Raw genomic sequence first — 14,544 nt, 5'->3', positions numbered from 1 at the left:
TTGCTCAATTAAAAAATAAAATTTAACGTTGACGTTTGTCGCTTTGTTCAGTTTTCAAAGTTCAACCGCCGCTCTTAGGCGACTTTATTATCTTATCAAGTTATCAACGTAATGTCAACAACTTTTTAAAATTCTTTTTTCAGCTTCGTTGTTACAAGTATGTCTCAACGACGCTTTATAATAATATAACGATTTTCATATAAAGTCAATATGTTTCAAGAAGAAAAATGATTTTTTTCTCTTGTTTAACTACTTCCCTTACTGAGAAGTAGTTAAACGTAAATAAACTAAATTTTCTAATTTTTATCTATACTCTATATTAAAAAAGAAGCCCTTCACAAAAAGAGCTTCTTTCTTATCTTACTGATTAAGGTAAATAACGACGTGCACCTGCATACTCTTCAATATATCCCTTCGTGTTTAAAGGAATAATCTCTACTGTCCGCTCGGAGTTCGGCGAATGAATCATCATGCCATCTCCCGCATACATTGCTACATGGTGGACGCTTCCTTTTCCTTGGTTATAGGCAAAAAACAATAAGTCTCCAGGTTGAAGGTTGTTCATATCTACTGGTTGCCCTGCTCTAGACTGTGGCCCTGAGTCACGTGGAATCGTAATACCATGGGATTGGTACATCGTAAACGTAAATCCAGAGCAGTCAAATCCAAAACCACTCATGCCAGCCCATAAATATGGAAGATTTAAGAATGCCTTTCCACTTTCAACAAGCTCCGTGCCAGTTGGTACAGGAATATCTTTTTGAGACGCGTAGATTTTTCCTGCTTTTGTAGAAATCCATGCTGTCTTTCCATTTGGTTTTAATACTTTATATGCACTCTTTGATTTTGCCAAAAGAGGTAAGCGCGTATTATAGCTAACTTCAATACCTTTCTTTTTCAAAGAAGGCGAATGATATAGATAAGTAGTCGGAGCCGTCACCATTACAAAAGGCTTCTTTGCATACTGTTCGTACCTTTTGCTATAGGTTAATTGTTTAGTAGGCATCCATCCGGGATACCCTAATTCATTTCGAGAAGTAGGCTGTCCGTCTACAGCTACTTTGACCCAGTCTCCTTGTTCGTCTAAAACCGTTACTTTGTTTCCATATAACGCTTGTGTCTCAAGCATCCCATCGCTAGATAACTGCTGCTTCTGTTTCAAATTCATCGATGTGGTCCACTTTCTCATATCTACAGGATTAGTAGCTGACGGAGCGTCCACTTCCCGCAAGATGTCTGGTGCTGTCCACAGAGTAGCTGCTGCGACATCTATATAAGCAGTTTCTTTTTCTTCAGAAGCATGAACAGAAGGAACTGCACTAACCCCAAATGTAGCTAAAATAACTGTTGTTGCCGTTAAAAGCCAACGTTTTATATTCATCGTCTCTCTCCTTCTACTATATTACTATCCTTTTATTTTGAGATAGGAACGGTGATTTCTCCTATTCCAGGAAGATCTGATAAGAAAACCTCTTGACCGCTGTACTTTAACACATCCAGTTCAGTTGAAAGCCAAAGAGGAGCATCTAGATCAAAATACGTGATATTCGGATGAGCGGCTGCCAGATGAGCAGCTGCTCCCACGGAAAGTGATGGTTCCATCATGCTTCCAATCATACATGCAACACCGTTCGCCTCAGCAATACTTGCGATTTTTCTTGCTTCATTAATTCCTCCGCACTTCATTAGCTTAATATTCAAAAGATCCACGTACCGCCCGCTTACAAGCCTTAATGCATCTTTGGCAGAAAATAGACTCTCATCTGCCATAATGGGTACGTTTACTCGTTCAGTCACAAACTTTAACCCTTCCCAATCATGAGCAGGGACAGGTTGTTCTACCAATTCAATACCAAAGTTGAGAGTTTCCATTTTATTAATTAATTGCACTGCTTGTTTTGGAGTCCATCCTTGATTTGCATCCAACCGAAGTTTTACATGATCCGGAATGACAGATCGAATATGTTTAATACGCTCAAGGTCTAGCTCAGGAATTGAACCTACCTTTACTTTTAAAATGTCAAATCCGTCCGCTGCACTTTTTTGTGCGTCTTCAGCCATTTTTTCAGGTGTATCAACACTTATCGTCATACATGTAGAGATAGGCTGCTTATCGCCCAAGAAAGCATATAAAGGAATGTTAAGAAACTTTGTATAAGCATCATGCAAAGCGATATCAGCAGCTGCTTTAGCACTTGAATTGTGAATACAGCAGCTTTGAATTTTTTTTAAGAGTTTTTGAAACTGACGTATATCCTCTCCTATTAGCGCTAGTTTAATAGGTCCTTGAAGTGCAGCTTGAATGCCTTCTAAAGAATCGCCTGTAATAACATATGTTGGCGAAGCCGCTCCTTTTCCTTTTATTCCGTTTTCTAATTGAATCTCTACACTTATGCTGTCTATCTCTGTTGCTGTTCGAAGCGCTGTTTTAAACGGAACGAGCAGTGGAATGGTTTGATGCTTTACAGTTATGTCTTTAATTATCATTTCAATCGCTTCCTTTCGATTCAGCACAAATATTCTTTCATACGTATTTTTGGTTTATTCTTAGATCGCTCCTAAAATTTTGGCGACCATCATACCAAAATAAGTACCTAAGAAGGAACCCATTAGAGCCATAATGACTCCTACCGGAATCAGTGCACGGTTATAGGCAGCCGCAAGCATTGGAGCAGACGCCATTCCACCAATATTAGCTAAACTTGCTACTCCGAGCGTAAATAAATCATATTTAAATAGTTTAGCTAGCAACAGCATGATCACTAAGTGCACGAACATAATAAGAAAACCAGATACTAAGTAAATAGGAGCCTGAGCTAAATTTGAAAAATCTGATTGAGAAGCAATTAACGCTACAACGATGTATAACATAACGTTTGATACATCGAGCGTACCTGGAATTTTTGCCGCTGGGGTTACAGCAAGCACTAGACCAACCACAGAAGCAATCATAATCGTCCAGCTCGTTGCATTAATAACCGCTCCCACTTCAGGCAAACGCCCTCCGATAAATGTAGAAAATGCCGAAACGAACAAACCTAGACCAAGTAAATAAAGAAGATGCTGAAACTGCGGGCCTTCTTTTTCGCTTTCAGAAGTTGCTGCGACTTCATCTATACTATTCTCAATAAAGCTGACGTCTGCTTTTGTCCATTTATTAAATTTAGATGCAAATGGTACAAGCCAAAACATAAACATAACCCATACAGCATAGTTAATCGTATCCATCATAAGAGCGTAGCCAAATATATTTTCTGGAACATCCAAAATCCCTTGGAGAGCAACCATGTTAGCTGATCCTCCGGTCCAACTTCCTGATAAAGCACCAAAAGCTTTCCACGTGTCCTCTACATAGAAATTCTTAAAGATGGCATAGACGAGGATAAAACCTACCATTATGCTAAAAACCGCAACGATGAATCCTCCCAGCATTCTTGGACCAAGTTTAATTACACTTCGAACATCACACTTTAACAGCATAAGCATCAGCATGGCCGGAAGCAGTGCATTTTTAACGCCCGTATACATGGCGACATTTGATTCGCTATCCCCAAATACCCCTGCCGTTTGCATAAGAGCAGCTCCTATATAAATAAGTACAATACCCGGAATAAATTTAAAAAATCGATTGGCTTTAAATCTTTTTTCAATCCCTACCATGAGCGCAGCAAAGGCAGTTAATACACTCACATACATAAATCCATCTTGAATCATTTATTCTTCCCCCTTCATCTCCCCGAAAATGTTTTTATACAAAACAAAATCCAGCCCAACGTTTGAAAACGTCAGGCTGGATTTCGTCTAGGTCTATGTAGACAAAGCAGCTGTTATTTGCTGATATTTTTTCTGTGCATCATGAAACGCTACCACCAGCGCTTTTTGGGAAGACCCGAAGTAGCGGCTGTTAATGTCGTCTATAAGGGTGGGATCACTTATGTGGCGTCCAATAAAAATTGATTGAACAAATCGAACGGTTAACTCAATCGTCGCTGAGCATTCCACATCAATAATTTTTCCATTTGTTTTATCAACTACCAATCCTAAAAAATACTGATTGAACTTTTTAGTAATCGGATTGCTTTGAGGAGCTTTGGCATCTCCAATAATATAGATAGTATCTTGATCATACATGATTTTTTATTCCTCCTAAAAGAGATAACAGACGATGCTAGGGACCGGCAAATGAACGTTTGCGGAGCTACGCAACATGTATTCGCTTTCATAAGGAACATTATAATCTATTCTCAATATATCATCTATAGAACAATTTCACAATATAACTTTTATACTATTCAGAATAAAAAAATATTTTTTTGTATAAAAAGAGAGTGCGACATAACGAACTTAAAACCTAAAGACGAACAAATGGGATACATGATCTGAACCGCTTGTTACACCGCAGTTGATTTCCATGCAAGGCGAAGACTCCTGCGGGGTCTCACCTGTTCCGCTTTGCCCTTTAATCAACTGCTAGAAAGACCTACACACATGAAACCTACGTTTACCATAACAAAAAAAACGAACCGCTAATCAAGCACTTTGATCAATGGTTCGTTTTTCATTTTGGTTCAAATATTTTTGTCTCGGCTTCTTTCTATGTCATCCTTTGAACACCTTAGAGGAAAAGCGATTAGGATAATCTGTCATCACGACTTCTACTGAAGCCTGCTGAAGCTTCAAGAAGTCATCCATTTCATTAATCGTATATACCCGCAAGTCTAATCCTTCTTGCTTTGCTTTTTTCTCGTACGAAGAAAGAGCAAAAGACATGTCACAGTGTAGGTGCGCTCCTATTGATTTTGCTTTTCCAATCGCATCTTCACTCACCCCTTCAAATAAAAAACCTGTTGATATATATGAATGGAGAGATCTCACTTTAGCCAAGCTATCATAGTTAAAAGATGACAAAATAACTTGATCTTCTAAATCAAACTCATCGATTAGACGAAGAACTTTTTCCTCAAGTTTTGGATAGTAAATTTGGTCATTTTTTAATTCAATGTTCACGGTCATTTCTGTCTTTTTGTCCATCATCCACTCAAACACTTCTATTAACGTGGGAATCGATTGTTTAGAAAAACGAGAATCATACCAGCTTCCAGCATCGAATAATCGCAGCTGTTTATACGAAAATTCTTGAACGTATCCCATTCCATTCGTCGTTCTGTCAATTCGTTCATCGTGAATCACTACTATTTCCCCGTCTTTGGTTAGTTGTACATCCAATTCAATACCTGAAACTCGCATTTTTCTAGCTTCTTCAAATGCAATCATTGTATTTTCAGGATATCGTCCGCTAAAGCCGCGATGCGCATAAAGATCAATTGAATTATTCATTGTCCTCTGTCTCTCCTAACTAGTCATTCACTAAATAAAAAGCTCGTCCTCAAAATAACTTGAAAGACGAGCTTCGTAATCATACGTTATTTTTGATTGGCTACTTCTAATGCTCTATTTGTTTCTTTTGCTGCTTGATCAAGTGCTTGTTTCGGCTTTACTCCCTGGTACAGGCTTTCCATTCCTGTTACTACCTTTTGGCGTGATTCCGGAAATACCGAAATTAAAGCGCCTTGTGTTGCCGGAGTTGATTTAGTTTTATGAAGCTGATCAACCGTCACTTTTAGTTGAGGATATTTTTCCCATTCTTTCTTTACAATTTCTTGATCATATGCTTTAGGATTAACCGCAAAATAGCCACTTTCCACGTGCCATTTTGCCTGAACTTCTGGTGTTGCTAAATATTTCATGAAGTCCCACGCCGCTTTAGATGTTTCATCACTAATTCCTTTAGACATCCATAAAGATGCTCCCCCGATAGCTACTCCTTGGCGATCCTCTTCCTTTGGCACAGGAAGATCTGATACGCCTACTTGAAATGGAGCATTATCTACTAATGTTTTAATACCTGCTGATGAATCTAAAAACATTGCAATTTTTTTAGATTGAAATGCTGCGCGCATATCGTCCCAGTTTTGCCCTACATTGTAGAAGGTACCTTCTTTGTACATGTCATTGATTAAATTAAATGCGTTTTGTCCTTCTTTTCCATTAAATACTGCCTTCTCGGCATCCCCTTTACGACCGTTTTCGTGATCTACATACAAACCGCCTTGAGAAGCAACTAGCTCTTCAAAGAACCATCCGTAATTTAGAATTGAAAAACCGTATTGTGATGTTTTATTTCCTTGTTTCTCTGTTAATTTCTTTGCAGCTGCCTTTAATTCATCATACGTTTTTGGTGGGTTTTCAGGATCTAACCCTGCTTTTTTAAAGGCATCTTTGTTGTAAACAAGAACCGGTGTTGAAGAGTTGAACGGCATTGAATATTGCTTTCCATCTACTTGGTAATAGCTTGAAATGTTTTTCTCCCACTGTGAAGTATCGTAGTGGTCTTCATCAATAAATTTTTGAACAGGCTGAACCTTACCACTGTCTATCATGAATTTCGTTCCTACTTCGAACGTTTGCATGATAGCAGGTGCATCTTTAGTTCCTGCTACCGTATTAAATTTTGTTTGTGCTTCCTCATACGTTCCTTGGAAAACGGGCTTTACTTCAACTTTATCCTGAGATTTATTGTACTCATCGACTATTTTATTGAGTGATTTTTCAAGGTCACCGCTCATGGCGTGCCAAAAAACGACTTCTGTTTTACCTGATGCTGTTTTTTTTGTTTCTTGCGCTTCCGAAGAACCAGTTGAGTTTGAGCAAGCGCCTAGAATGACTAGCAAGCATGCCGTTACGATAGCCAATATCTTTTTCATCACATTCACTCTCCTATTTAATTGCACCTTGGGTTAATCCTTTTTGAAGACGTTTTTGACCTAGGAATAATAGTAATAATGTCGGTATAATAACAACCACGACAGCGGCCATAACCACTCCCCAATCAGTTGAAATCTCCTGCGTTTGCATTTGTTTTAAACCAATCTGAACGGTACGAACATCCTCTGTATTTGTCACTAATAGTGGCCATAAATACATATTCCATGTTGTTAAAAAGCTATATACACCAAGCGTAACTAGACTTGTTTTAGACACAGGGAGCACGACGTTCCAAAAGAAACGAAAGCGGCTGATCCCTGCAACTTGAGAAGCTTCATATAACTCATTCGGAATGGTTTTAAACTGCTGACGCAACAAAAATGTCCCAAACGCTAAAGCAAAAAAAGGAATTGTTAATCCTAAATAATTATTAATCCACCCTAGCTTTTGCGCTGTTAAAAAGTTAGGAACCATCGTTGCTTCCCATGGAATCATCATCGTAGAAATAAAGAGAAAGAAGATAGTATCTCTTCCTTTAAATTTAATAAATACAAATGCAAAAGCTGCCAAACTTGAAACTAACAGCTGCCCGGCCATAACAAAAATAGATACAGCAAAACTGTTAATTAAATAATGAAGCAGCGGAACTTTTTCAAAAGCATCCCGATAGTTTTCAAATGAAAAAGATGACGGCCAAATCTTCCCTTCTAACACTTCCGCTCCACTCATAAAACTAATGGAAAAAGCGTATAGGATAGGAAACATCAATACTAAAGTAGCTGCAATGAGTAGCAAGTAAGTTGTCCATTTTCTCGTGATGCTCATTGATAATGTACCTTCCTTTCTCCAAGCTTAAATTGAAGAGCCGTAACTAGTAGAATACAGAAAAACAAAATTGTAGCTTGAGCACTTGCAGAGCCAACATTATAGTTTACAAATGCATCTTTGTAGATTGAATAAACAATGACATTTGTCGAATCTGTAGGTCCGCCTTTTGTTAAAATGTCAATTTGTCCAAACGTTTGAAACGCGTTAATAAACGAAACGGTAATGATAAAAAACAGCGTTGGCGAAAGCATCGGAAGCGTAATTTTACGTAGCTGATACCAATAGCTAACTCCAGCAATACGCGCATTTTCATACAGCTTTTCATCAATATTTTGTAACCCGCCAAGTAAGATTAAAAAGGTAAAACCAATGTTCATCCAAATCGTAGAGATAGACACAGCAATCAGCGCATACTTAGGGTCTAATAACCACTGCACATCATGAATTCCTACAAGATTTAATACTTTATTGATAACACCGATTGTCGGGTTATACATAAACATCCAAATTACAGAAGAAGCCGCTACGCTCATTCCCATCGTAGATGAAAACATCGTTCTGAAAAAACCAATTCCTTTGAGCTTTTCATTTGCGATTAGCGCTAGGAATAAGGCAATAATTAAACCTATAGGCACCGTGTAGAGTACAAATAAAAAAGTGGCTTTCATACTTTGTAAAAAGTTTGGATCTGTAAATAGATAAAAGAAATTTTGTAGCCCTACAAATTTCAAGGGATTTCCCTGTGTATCTGTAATAAAAAGACTTAAATATAACGTCTTAATCATTGGGTAGAAAAGAAATACACCAAATAATAATAATGATGGCAGCAAGTAAGATAATCCTACCAATAGGTTAGGCATTGACTTCTTTTCTTGTGGATTGGATGAAACAGAAACAGGCGAGTTTGCTGTTTTGGTAACAGCACTCATACAAATGCCCCCTTTACAGTTAAATCTTCCGTTGATGGTTCATAGTGCAAGCATGAACCTGTATCGTTATCAAATAAAAACAGATGTTTTGGATCGATAAAAATAGGGACGCGCTCTCCCACTTTTATATTCCATTGACCGTTCCACTTAGCCATCCACTGCTTGTCACCCATATGAAATGTAAGCAGTGTTTCTGTTCCTAGAATTTCGACATTATCTATCTCTACAATAAAGCTGGTGTTATCGTTTGTCGCAAGCTGAACATGCTCAGGTCTTACTCCAACCACAACTTCCTTTTTACCGCTAAAGTTACTGTGTGGTGTACTCATAGAAATAGCTCTTCTATCTTCAAAAACGAGTAAGTTATTTTCTATAGAAACGTTTGATAAGTTCATAGGAGGAGAACCTATAAACGACGCTACGAACGTGTTTGCCGGTGCATTGTAAATATCAAGGGGACGCCCAACCTGCTGAATATTACCTCCATTTAAAATCATCATTCGATCCGCCATCGTCATCGCTTCCGTTTGATCGTGCGTGACATAAATCATCGTAATACCTAACTTACGCTGAATCTGGCGAATTTCTGATCTCATTTTTGCTCGCAGCTTTGCATCCAAGTTGGATAACGGCTCATCCATCAGGCAAATAGGCGAATGAGTAACAATAGCACGTGCGAGTGCTACACGCTGGCGCTGTCCTCCCGAAAGCTGTCTAGGCTTTCGCTTTAAATATTCACTTAAACCAAGCATTTCTGCTGCTTCCCTGCAGCGCTTTTGCTGTTCTTGCTTTGAAATCTTCTTTGTATGCAGACCAAAAAGAATATTTTGTTCTACTGTCAAATGCGGATATAAAGCATAGTTTTGAAACACCATGGACAAATCGCGCTGACTTGGAAGCAGTTTATTTGCTTTTACATCTCCAATTAGCAACTCTCCCTGCGTGACTTCTTCTAATCCGGCAATCATTCGCAGCATTGTACTTTTCCCGCATCCTGAAGGACCTACTAATACGAAGAATTCTCCAGGTTCAATTGTGACGTTAATATCTTGAATGACATTTGTTTTTTGATCGTATGACTTTCCAACGTTAACTAACTCTACTTTTTTCATTAAAAACGCTCCTTTCTCGCTCATTCATATTTTTTCCATAGCCATGATTTCCCTGTAGAAACTGCCGTAGCCCCTGCTTTTAAAGCAGCTTGGATATGGCTTTCATTTTGAATGAGTCCACCTGTAATAATAGGGATACTTATTTTTTTAACGATTTTCTCTATCATCTCCGGAATCAATCCTGGCATTAGTTCTAATGCATCCGGTTTAATATTTTGAACGGTTTTTAACCCTTGTGCTACTGCGTCTGTATCCACTAAAAATAGTCGCTGAATAGCAACCAGCCCTTCCTGTTTTGCGTAATTAATGAGTGAACTTTTAGTGGTTACGATCCCTGTGGGTTTTACAAACTTAGCGAGAAATTTAAGCCCTTCCCGGTCATAGCTAATTCCCGGAATTTTTTCAATGTGTAAGAAAACCATTCGATTATGCTGTTTGAGTAAATCTACATAGCGTTTAATCACACTAATATTGCCCGTTAATAAAAAGGCGGCCTGGATCTCTGTTTCTAAAAATCGCTCTAAATTTTTCGGACTTTTAATGGATGCAATTAAACGATCTTGTCCAAGCTGTTGTAAGAAATCTGCTTCCTTATTCAAAACGATTCCTTCCTTTCATTTATAAAAAAACCACAAAAAACGCATAGGATGTTTATATAGACCTATTGTTTTTTGTGGTTTCTCAATTTCATAACCTTAGTAACTATTCACTTGTCGTTCACATGTTTTATAATAATGGTTATTTGTGAAGGCAATATAAAGAAGCTGTTGAGTTTTGTAAAGTAAACGTATAGTTCCTGTAAATCTGCTGAAGATAAAAAAAGCCGTTGATTTCTCAACGACTTCACAGTGCACATTCTTCGATTTCAAATCCTAAATCTTCAATTAATCCCCAGTCAGCTGTAGGTTCTTGACCTTGAGTTGTTAAATAATCGCCTACAAAAATTGAATTTGCAGCAAACAAACCAAGCGGCTGAAGCGATCTGAGATTGACTTCTCTGCCTCCTGAAATTCGAATTTCTTTCGTTGGATTTACAAAACGCATCATCGCTAACAGCTTTAAGCATTGCATTGGCTTTAACGCCTTTTTGTCTTCTAGAGGCGTTCCTGGAACGGCAACAAGAAAGTTGCATGGAATAGAATCTGCATCTAACTTTTTAATTTGAAAAGCTAATTCAACGGCTTGTTCATGTGTCTCGCCCATTCCAAAAATCGCACCGGAACAAGGTGACAAACCTGCTTTTTTAGATGTAGTAACCGTATCGACTCGATCTTCATAGCCATGCGTAGAACAAATACTGTCGTAGTTATCAGCGTGAGTATTTAAATTATGATTATAGCGATGAACACCCGCCTCGACTAGTTCGTGTGCTTGATCATCTGTTAAAAAGCCTAGACAGGCACAGATTTTCAAGTCTGTCTTTTGACGAATTTCTTTTACCGCTCCCACTACGTGCGCTACTTCTTTATCAGTAGGACGGCGGCCTGACGCCACGATACAATATGTACCTGCTTTTCTTTTTTGAGCTTCAAAAGCACCTTCTACAATTTTCTCCTTTGTTAACCACGCATACTTATCAATCGGTGCTTCTGATACAATCGACTGCGAACAATATCCACAGTCTTCTGGGCATAAACCCGATTTAGTATTAATAATCATATTGAGCTTTACTTTTTTTCCATAATGATGATGACGAATTAAGTACGCGGCATTCATGACCTCTAACACTTCTTCATCCGGTACATGAAGAAGTTGAAGCGCTTCATTATATGTAATTTCTTTCCCTTTAATAATAGACTGAGCAAGTGCTTTCCAATCTCTTAAACCTGTGGTTTCCATCGATTCCCCTCCACTTTAGTAAACTAAAAAAATATAAAGTTAACAATTATAACTAAAAGTTACCATTACTTCTCCTTTTATGTCAACAATATACGATTAATAGTTAACTCAAAAAAGCCACTTCTATGATATAGAAGTGGCTTTTTGCTTATTGCGCTTGCAGTGTGTAAATAACCGATACAAAGTCTCCAGATTTTTCATCGTATGCTTCAACACCCCGATACTCATGAGTTAGAGTAATTCCTGCGTACATGAGCTCATCTCCATAAGCTGTTTGATCTGTTTCCATCACTGTATATTCATAATCAGGATGAAGCCCTTTTAGCTCGATGCGTTCATAAGAAGGATTTGGTCTAGCTAATACTTGATAATAACCGATGATTGCCTGTTTTTGATCGGATGAAACAACCATCCAGCTCGTCACATTTCCATCTTGTTCAAACGGACTTTTTAATCGATAGAATGTGCCATTTTGAATAAGGGATCGGTGTTTTTTATAATACTGAATTTGGTTTTTTACCGTTTCTTTTTCGTCTTCTGTCATCAGCGTAACATCTAACTCATAACCAAATGCGCCAAAATACGCAACGTCTCCTCTTGTTTCTAGACTTGTTACTCTGCGTACTTGATGATTTGGTACGGCTGATACGTGTGCTCCCATTGAACTGATTGGATAGGCAAAAGACGTGCCGTACTGAATCTTTAGACGTTCAATCGCGTCCGTGTTATCGCTCGTCCAAGCTTGAGGAGCATAATAAAGCATTCCCGGATCAAATCTAGCTCCCCCGCTTGCACATGATTCAAATAAAATATCCGGGAACTTCTTTGTTAGTCGCTCATACAAATCATACACACCTAAAATATAGCGGTGTACTACTTCAAACTGACGGTTCGCGGGCAGCCCAACAGATCCAATCTCTGTTATATTTCGATTCATATCCCATTTTATATAAGAGATAGGTGCTTCACTTAAAATAGCTTCCATTCGTTCATAGATATAATTCACTACTTCTTCTCTTGAAAAATCAAGCACATATTGATTTCGTCCATGAGATTGATGACGATTTGGCACATGAATCAACCAATCTGGATGCTTTTCATACAAGTCGCTTTGCTTTGAAATCATTTCGGGTTCAAACCATAACCCAAAGTCCATACCTAAATTCGTTACTTTTTGAGCCAATGACTTCATACCGCCCGGAAGCTTATTTTTATCTACAAACCAGTCTCCAAGAGAAGTTGTATCATCATTACGCTTGCCAAACCAGCCGTCATCTAATACGAAAAGTTCAACGCCCAGCTTTTGTGCTTCTTTGGCAATATGTACAATTTTCTCTTCGTTAAAATCAAAGTACGTCGCTTCCCAGTTATTAATTAAAACTGGCCGCTCCAAATCCCGCCATTTCCCTCTAGCTAGACGCTTGCGATAAAGCTCATGATACTCTTGGCTAAGTCCGTTTAGACCGCTATTTGAATAAGCCAATACTAGTTCTGGTGATTGAAAAGTTTCTCCACTCTCTAGTCGCCACTGAAAATCAAAAGGATGAATGCCCATCGTTATTCTTGATACATTATAATGATCTACTTCCACTTGTCCAAGAAAGTTTCCGCTGTACACAAGACTAAAACCATACGCTTCTCCACTATGTTCAGTTGCAGCTGGATTTTTCAAAATTAAAAATGGGTTTTGCTGACTGCTGCTTGTACCTCTCGCACTAGAAATACTTTGAATACCTGGCTGAAGCATTCGTGTTTTCACGTGTCTTTCTCGAATCCACGCACCGGAAAGCTGAACCATCTCATAATTTGATGTAGGCAAATCAATGCTGCCGCTCATGATACGCAAAATATCGACTGGTTCTTCTCCTCTATGCTCAAATCGTGCGTGACGCGTAATAATGTTTCGGTCTTCGTAAACGGTATACGTTAAAATAAGTGATGCATTGAGCAATTTATCAATCAGTTCAACTTCTACACTTGTGGCTTCACTCTCTTCTTCTACATATGTAGCAGGTAAGCCGTTTAATGGCTTCTTGCCTTTGTAAATTTTATGGTTATCATATTCAAAACTTGTGATTCGGCTTCCGTTTTGCTGAAGAAGTTGATAGGCTGGCTCTCTGAAGTCTGTTGTTCCATAAGAAGGATACTCTTGTTTGATTGTTTCGAGAGAAAATGCTAGTTCTCCTTCATATACCGAAGCGCTAGCTCCTCTTGTTTCTACACGTAAAAAATGCTGAAAAGATGAACGGTGCTTAAGCTTTTTTCCATAGTACAAGTGACCGAGCTGCCCGTTTCTCAACACTGAAAAGATATAACTTACATCGCGTCCCTGCAGGTGAAATTCCTTTGTACCTTCATTAAATAAGATCCCCATTTTATTCCTCTCCTTACCATCAAATATCTAACGAGACATTTCCTTTTTCATCTATTGCCGTTGCATGCTCAAAAGCAGATGCTAGATTAATCTCTTTTCTCTCATACCATTTCGCTAAACCTTTGAATAACTCTTCTGTTTCAACCATTCTTGTGTCTACTCGCAGTTCAGTTTCATAGCTATGAAGAGACCAAGTGCTTTCACTAAATAAGGTCATTTCTACATCTAAACACATGTCTTTCCAATTAGGAGCACACATAATAGGATAACGTATGTCTGAACATGCAATGGTGTAGCGGTTAGAACCATTCTTATTCATAAAACAATGAACAAAAGAGGCATTCACATCGCCCTTACTAGTTTGTAAAGATTTATACAGTTGGATATCTAACAATGGAACGCTCCATTTTAATTTCATTTTTGGAAGAATTCTTTTTTTAACCGACTTGACCGTTAATTTAATAAAGTAAACACCATCTTTTTTTGTTTCATCCAATACGACATGCACACCTGGTTCCTTGTTTATCTCCAAGTTTATATAGGGTGTAGCAATCACTTCCTTCATCTCCTTCACCATCATTCTTAATTTTGTACACCAACAAAAATGTAACCGCATTCAAAAATTTATTTTCGTATTTATTACAAGTAGATCACCTAAACGAAGCTTTTTTACTTTCTTTCATTTTATGTAAAATAC

At 38.2% G+C, this 14,544-nt stretch carries 13 protein-coding genes; all 13 read right to left on the bottom strand.

Going from position 1 to position 14,544, the window contains the following annotated elements:
- Positions 1–367: 367 nt before the first annotated feature.
- The gene (locus ACFX4R_RS26900; RefSeq protein WP_097824830.1) at positions 368–1,381 is read right to left on the bottom strand and encodes a C40 family peptidase; all 1,014 of its coding nucleotides are present in this window, start codon (positions 1,379–1,381) and stop codon (positions 368–370) included.
- A 32-nt stretch (positions 1,382–1,413) separates the two neighbouring features.
- Positions 1,414–2,487, bottom strand: a complete 1,074-nt coding sequence (locus ACFX4R_RS26895) for an enolase C-terminal domain-like protein (RefSeq protein ID WP_165575604.1) — start codon at positions 2,485–2,487, stop codon at positions 1,414–1,416.
- A 60-nt stretch (positions 2,488–2,547) separates the two neighbouring features.
- A complete protein-coding gene (locus ACFX4R_RS26890; RefSeq protein WP_043978081.1) occupies positions 2,548–3,714 on the bottom strand; it encodes a DUF819 family protein in 1,167 nt (388 codons plus the stop codon).
- 93 nt (positions 3,715–3,807) lie between these two features.
- Entirely contained in the window at positions 3,808–4,131 is a 324-nt protein-coding gene (locus ACFX4R_RS26885) for a DUF3870 domain-containing protein (protein WP_028412670.1), read from the bottom strand.
- 468 nt (positions 4,132–4,599) lie between these two features.
- The gene (locus tag ACFX4R_RS26880) at positions 4,600–5,337 is read right to left on the bottom strand and encodes a glycerophosphodiester phosphodiesterase (RefSeq protein WP_043978087.1); all 738 of its coding nucleotides are present in this window, start codon (positions 5,335–5,337) and stop codon (positions 4,600–4,602) included.
- An 86-nt stretch (positions 5,338–5,423) separates the two neighbouring features.
- Positions 5,424–6,764 carry an ABC transporter substrate-binding protein gene (locus ACFX4R_RS26875; RefSeq protein WP_043978090.1) on the bottom strand — a complete coding sequence of 447 codons (1,341 nt, stop codon included), beginning with the start codon at positions 6,762–6,764 and terminating at the stop codon, positions 5,424–5,426.
- Between the two features lie 13 nt (positions 6,765–6,777).
- Positions 6,778–7,590 (bottom strand): carbohydrate ABC transporter permease, encoded by an 813-nt coding sequence (locus tag ACFX4R_RS26870; RefSeq protein ID WP_043978093.1) that lies wholly within the window; start codon positions 7,588–7,590, stop codon positions 6,778–6,780.
- The gene (locus ACFX4R_RS26865) at positions 7,587–8,522 is read right to left on the bottom strand and encodes a carbohydrate ABC transporter permease (protein ID WP_028412674.1); all 936 of its coding nucleotides are present in this window, start codon (positions 8,520–8,522) and stop codon (positions 7,587–7,589) included. The genes ACFX4R_RS26870 and ACFX4R_RS26865 overlap by 4 nt, the downstream gene beginning before the upstream one ends.
- The gene (locus ACFX4R_RS26860; RefSeq protein WP_162215199.1) at positions 8,519–9,634 is read right to left on the bottom strand and encodes a sn-glycerol-3-phosphate ABC transporter ATP-binding protein UgpC; all 1,116 of its coding nucleotides are present in this window, start codon (positions 9,632–9,634) and stop codon (positions 8,519–8,521) included. Before ACFX4R_RS26860 ends, ACFX4R_RS26865 begins: the two co-directional genes overlap by 4 nt.
- A gap of 20 nt (positions 9,635–9,654) precedes the next feature.
- On the bottom strand, positions 9,655–10,233 hold the full coding sequence (locus ACFX4R_RS26855) for a glycerol-3-phosphate responsive antiterminator (protein WP_043978098.1): 579 nt from the start codon (positions 10,231–10,233) through the stop codon (positions 9,655–9,657).
- A gap of 244 nt (positions 10,234–10,477) precedes the next feature.
- Entirely contained in the window at positions 10,478–11,473 is a 996-nt protein-coding gene (gene bioB / locus ACFX4R_RS26850) for a biotin synthase BioB (protein WP_043978101.1), read from the bottom strand.
- A 148-nt stretch (positions 11,474–11,621) separates the two neighbouring features.
- The gene (locus ACFX4R_RS26845; protein WP_165575606.1) at positions 11,622–13,847 is read right to left on the bottom strand and encodes an alpha-galactosidase; all 2,226 of its coding nucleotides are present in this window, start codon (positions 13,845–13,847) and stop codon (positions 11,622–11,624) included.
- A gap of 19 nt (positions 13,848–13,866) precedes the next feature.
- Complete coding sequence (locus ACFX4R_RS26840) at positions 13,867–14,412, bottom strand: hypothetical protein (protein WP_237075570.1); 546 nt, start codon at positions 14,410–14,412, stop codon at positions 13,867–13,869.
- Between the last annotated feature and the right edge of the window lie 132 nt (positions 14,413–14,544).

Source organism: Priestia sp. YIM B13490 (assembly GCF_042787735.1).
GTDB lineage: Bacteria > Bacillota > Bacilli > Bacillales > Bacillaceae_H > Priestia > Priestia megaterium.
The sequence above is the reverse complement of the archived record's forward strand: the minus strand, read 5'-3'. Positions and strand labels throughout refer to the sequence as shown.

Excerpts from the sequence above, each read along its gene's own strand:
- ACFX4R_RS26875 (WP_043978090.1), bottom strand. The coding sequence starts at position 6,764 with ATGAAAAAGATATTGGCTATCGTAACGGCATGCTTGCTAGTCATTCTA.
- ACFX4R_RS26900 (WP_097824830.1), bottom strand. The coding sequence starts at position 1,381 with ATGAATATAAAACGTTGGCTTTTAACGGCAACAACAGTTATTTTAGCT.
- ACFX4R_RS26890 (WP_043978081.1), bottom strand. The coding sequence starts at position 3,714 with ATGATTCAAGATGGATTTATGTATGTGAGTGTATTAACTGCCTTTGCT.
- ACFX4R_RS26840 (WP_237075570.1), bottom strand. The coding sequence starts at position 14,412 with ATGAAGGAAGTGATTGCTACACCCTATATAAACTTGGAGATAAACAAG.
- ACFX4R_RS26870 (WP_043978093.1), bottom strand. The coding sequence starts at position 7,590 with ATGAGCATCACGAGAAAATGGACAACTTACTTGCTACTCATTGCAGCT.
- ACFX4R_RS26885 (WP_028412670.1), bottom strand. The coding sequence starts at position 4,131 with ATGTATGATCAAGATACTATCTATATTATTGGAGATGCCAAAGCTCCT.
- ACFX4R_RS26860 (WP_162215199.1), bottom strand. The coding sequence starts at position 9,634 with ATGAAAAAAGTAGAGTTAGTTAACGTTGGAAAGTCATACGATCAAAAA.
- ACFX4R_RS26895 (WP_165575604.1), bottom strand. The coding sequence starts at position 2,487 with ATGATAATTAAAGACATAACTGTAAAGCATCAAACCATTCCACTGCTC.
- ACFX4R_RS26845 (WP_165575606.1), bottom strand. The coding sequence starts at position 13,847 with ATGGGGATCTTATTTAATGAAGGTACAAAGGAATTTCACCTGCAGGGA.
- ACFX4R_RS26865 (WP_028412674.1), bottom strand. The coding sequence starts at position 8,522 with ATGAGTGCTGTTACCAAAACAGCAAACTCGCCTGTTTCTGTTTCATCC.
- bioB (WP_043978101.1), bottom strand. The coding sequence starts at position 11,473 with ATGGAAACCACAGGTTTAAGAGATTGGAAAGCACTTGCTCAGTCTATT.
- ACFX4R_RS26880 (WP_043978087.1), bottom strand. The coding sequence starts at position 5,337 with ATGAATAATTCAATTGATCTTTATGCGCATCGCGGCTTTAGCGGACGA.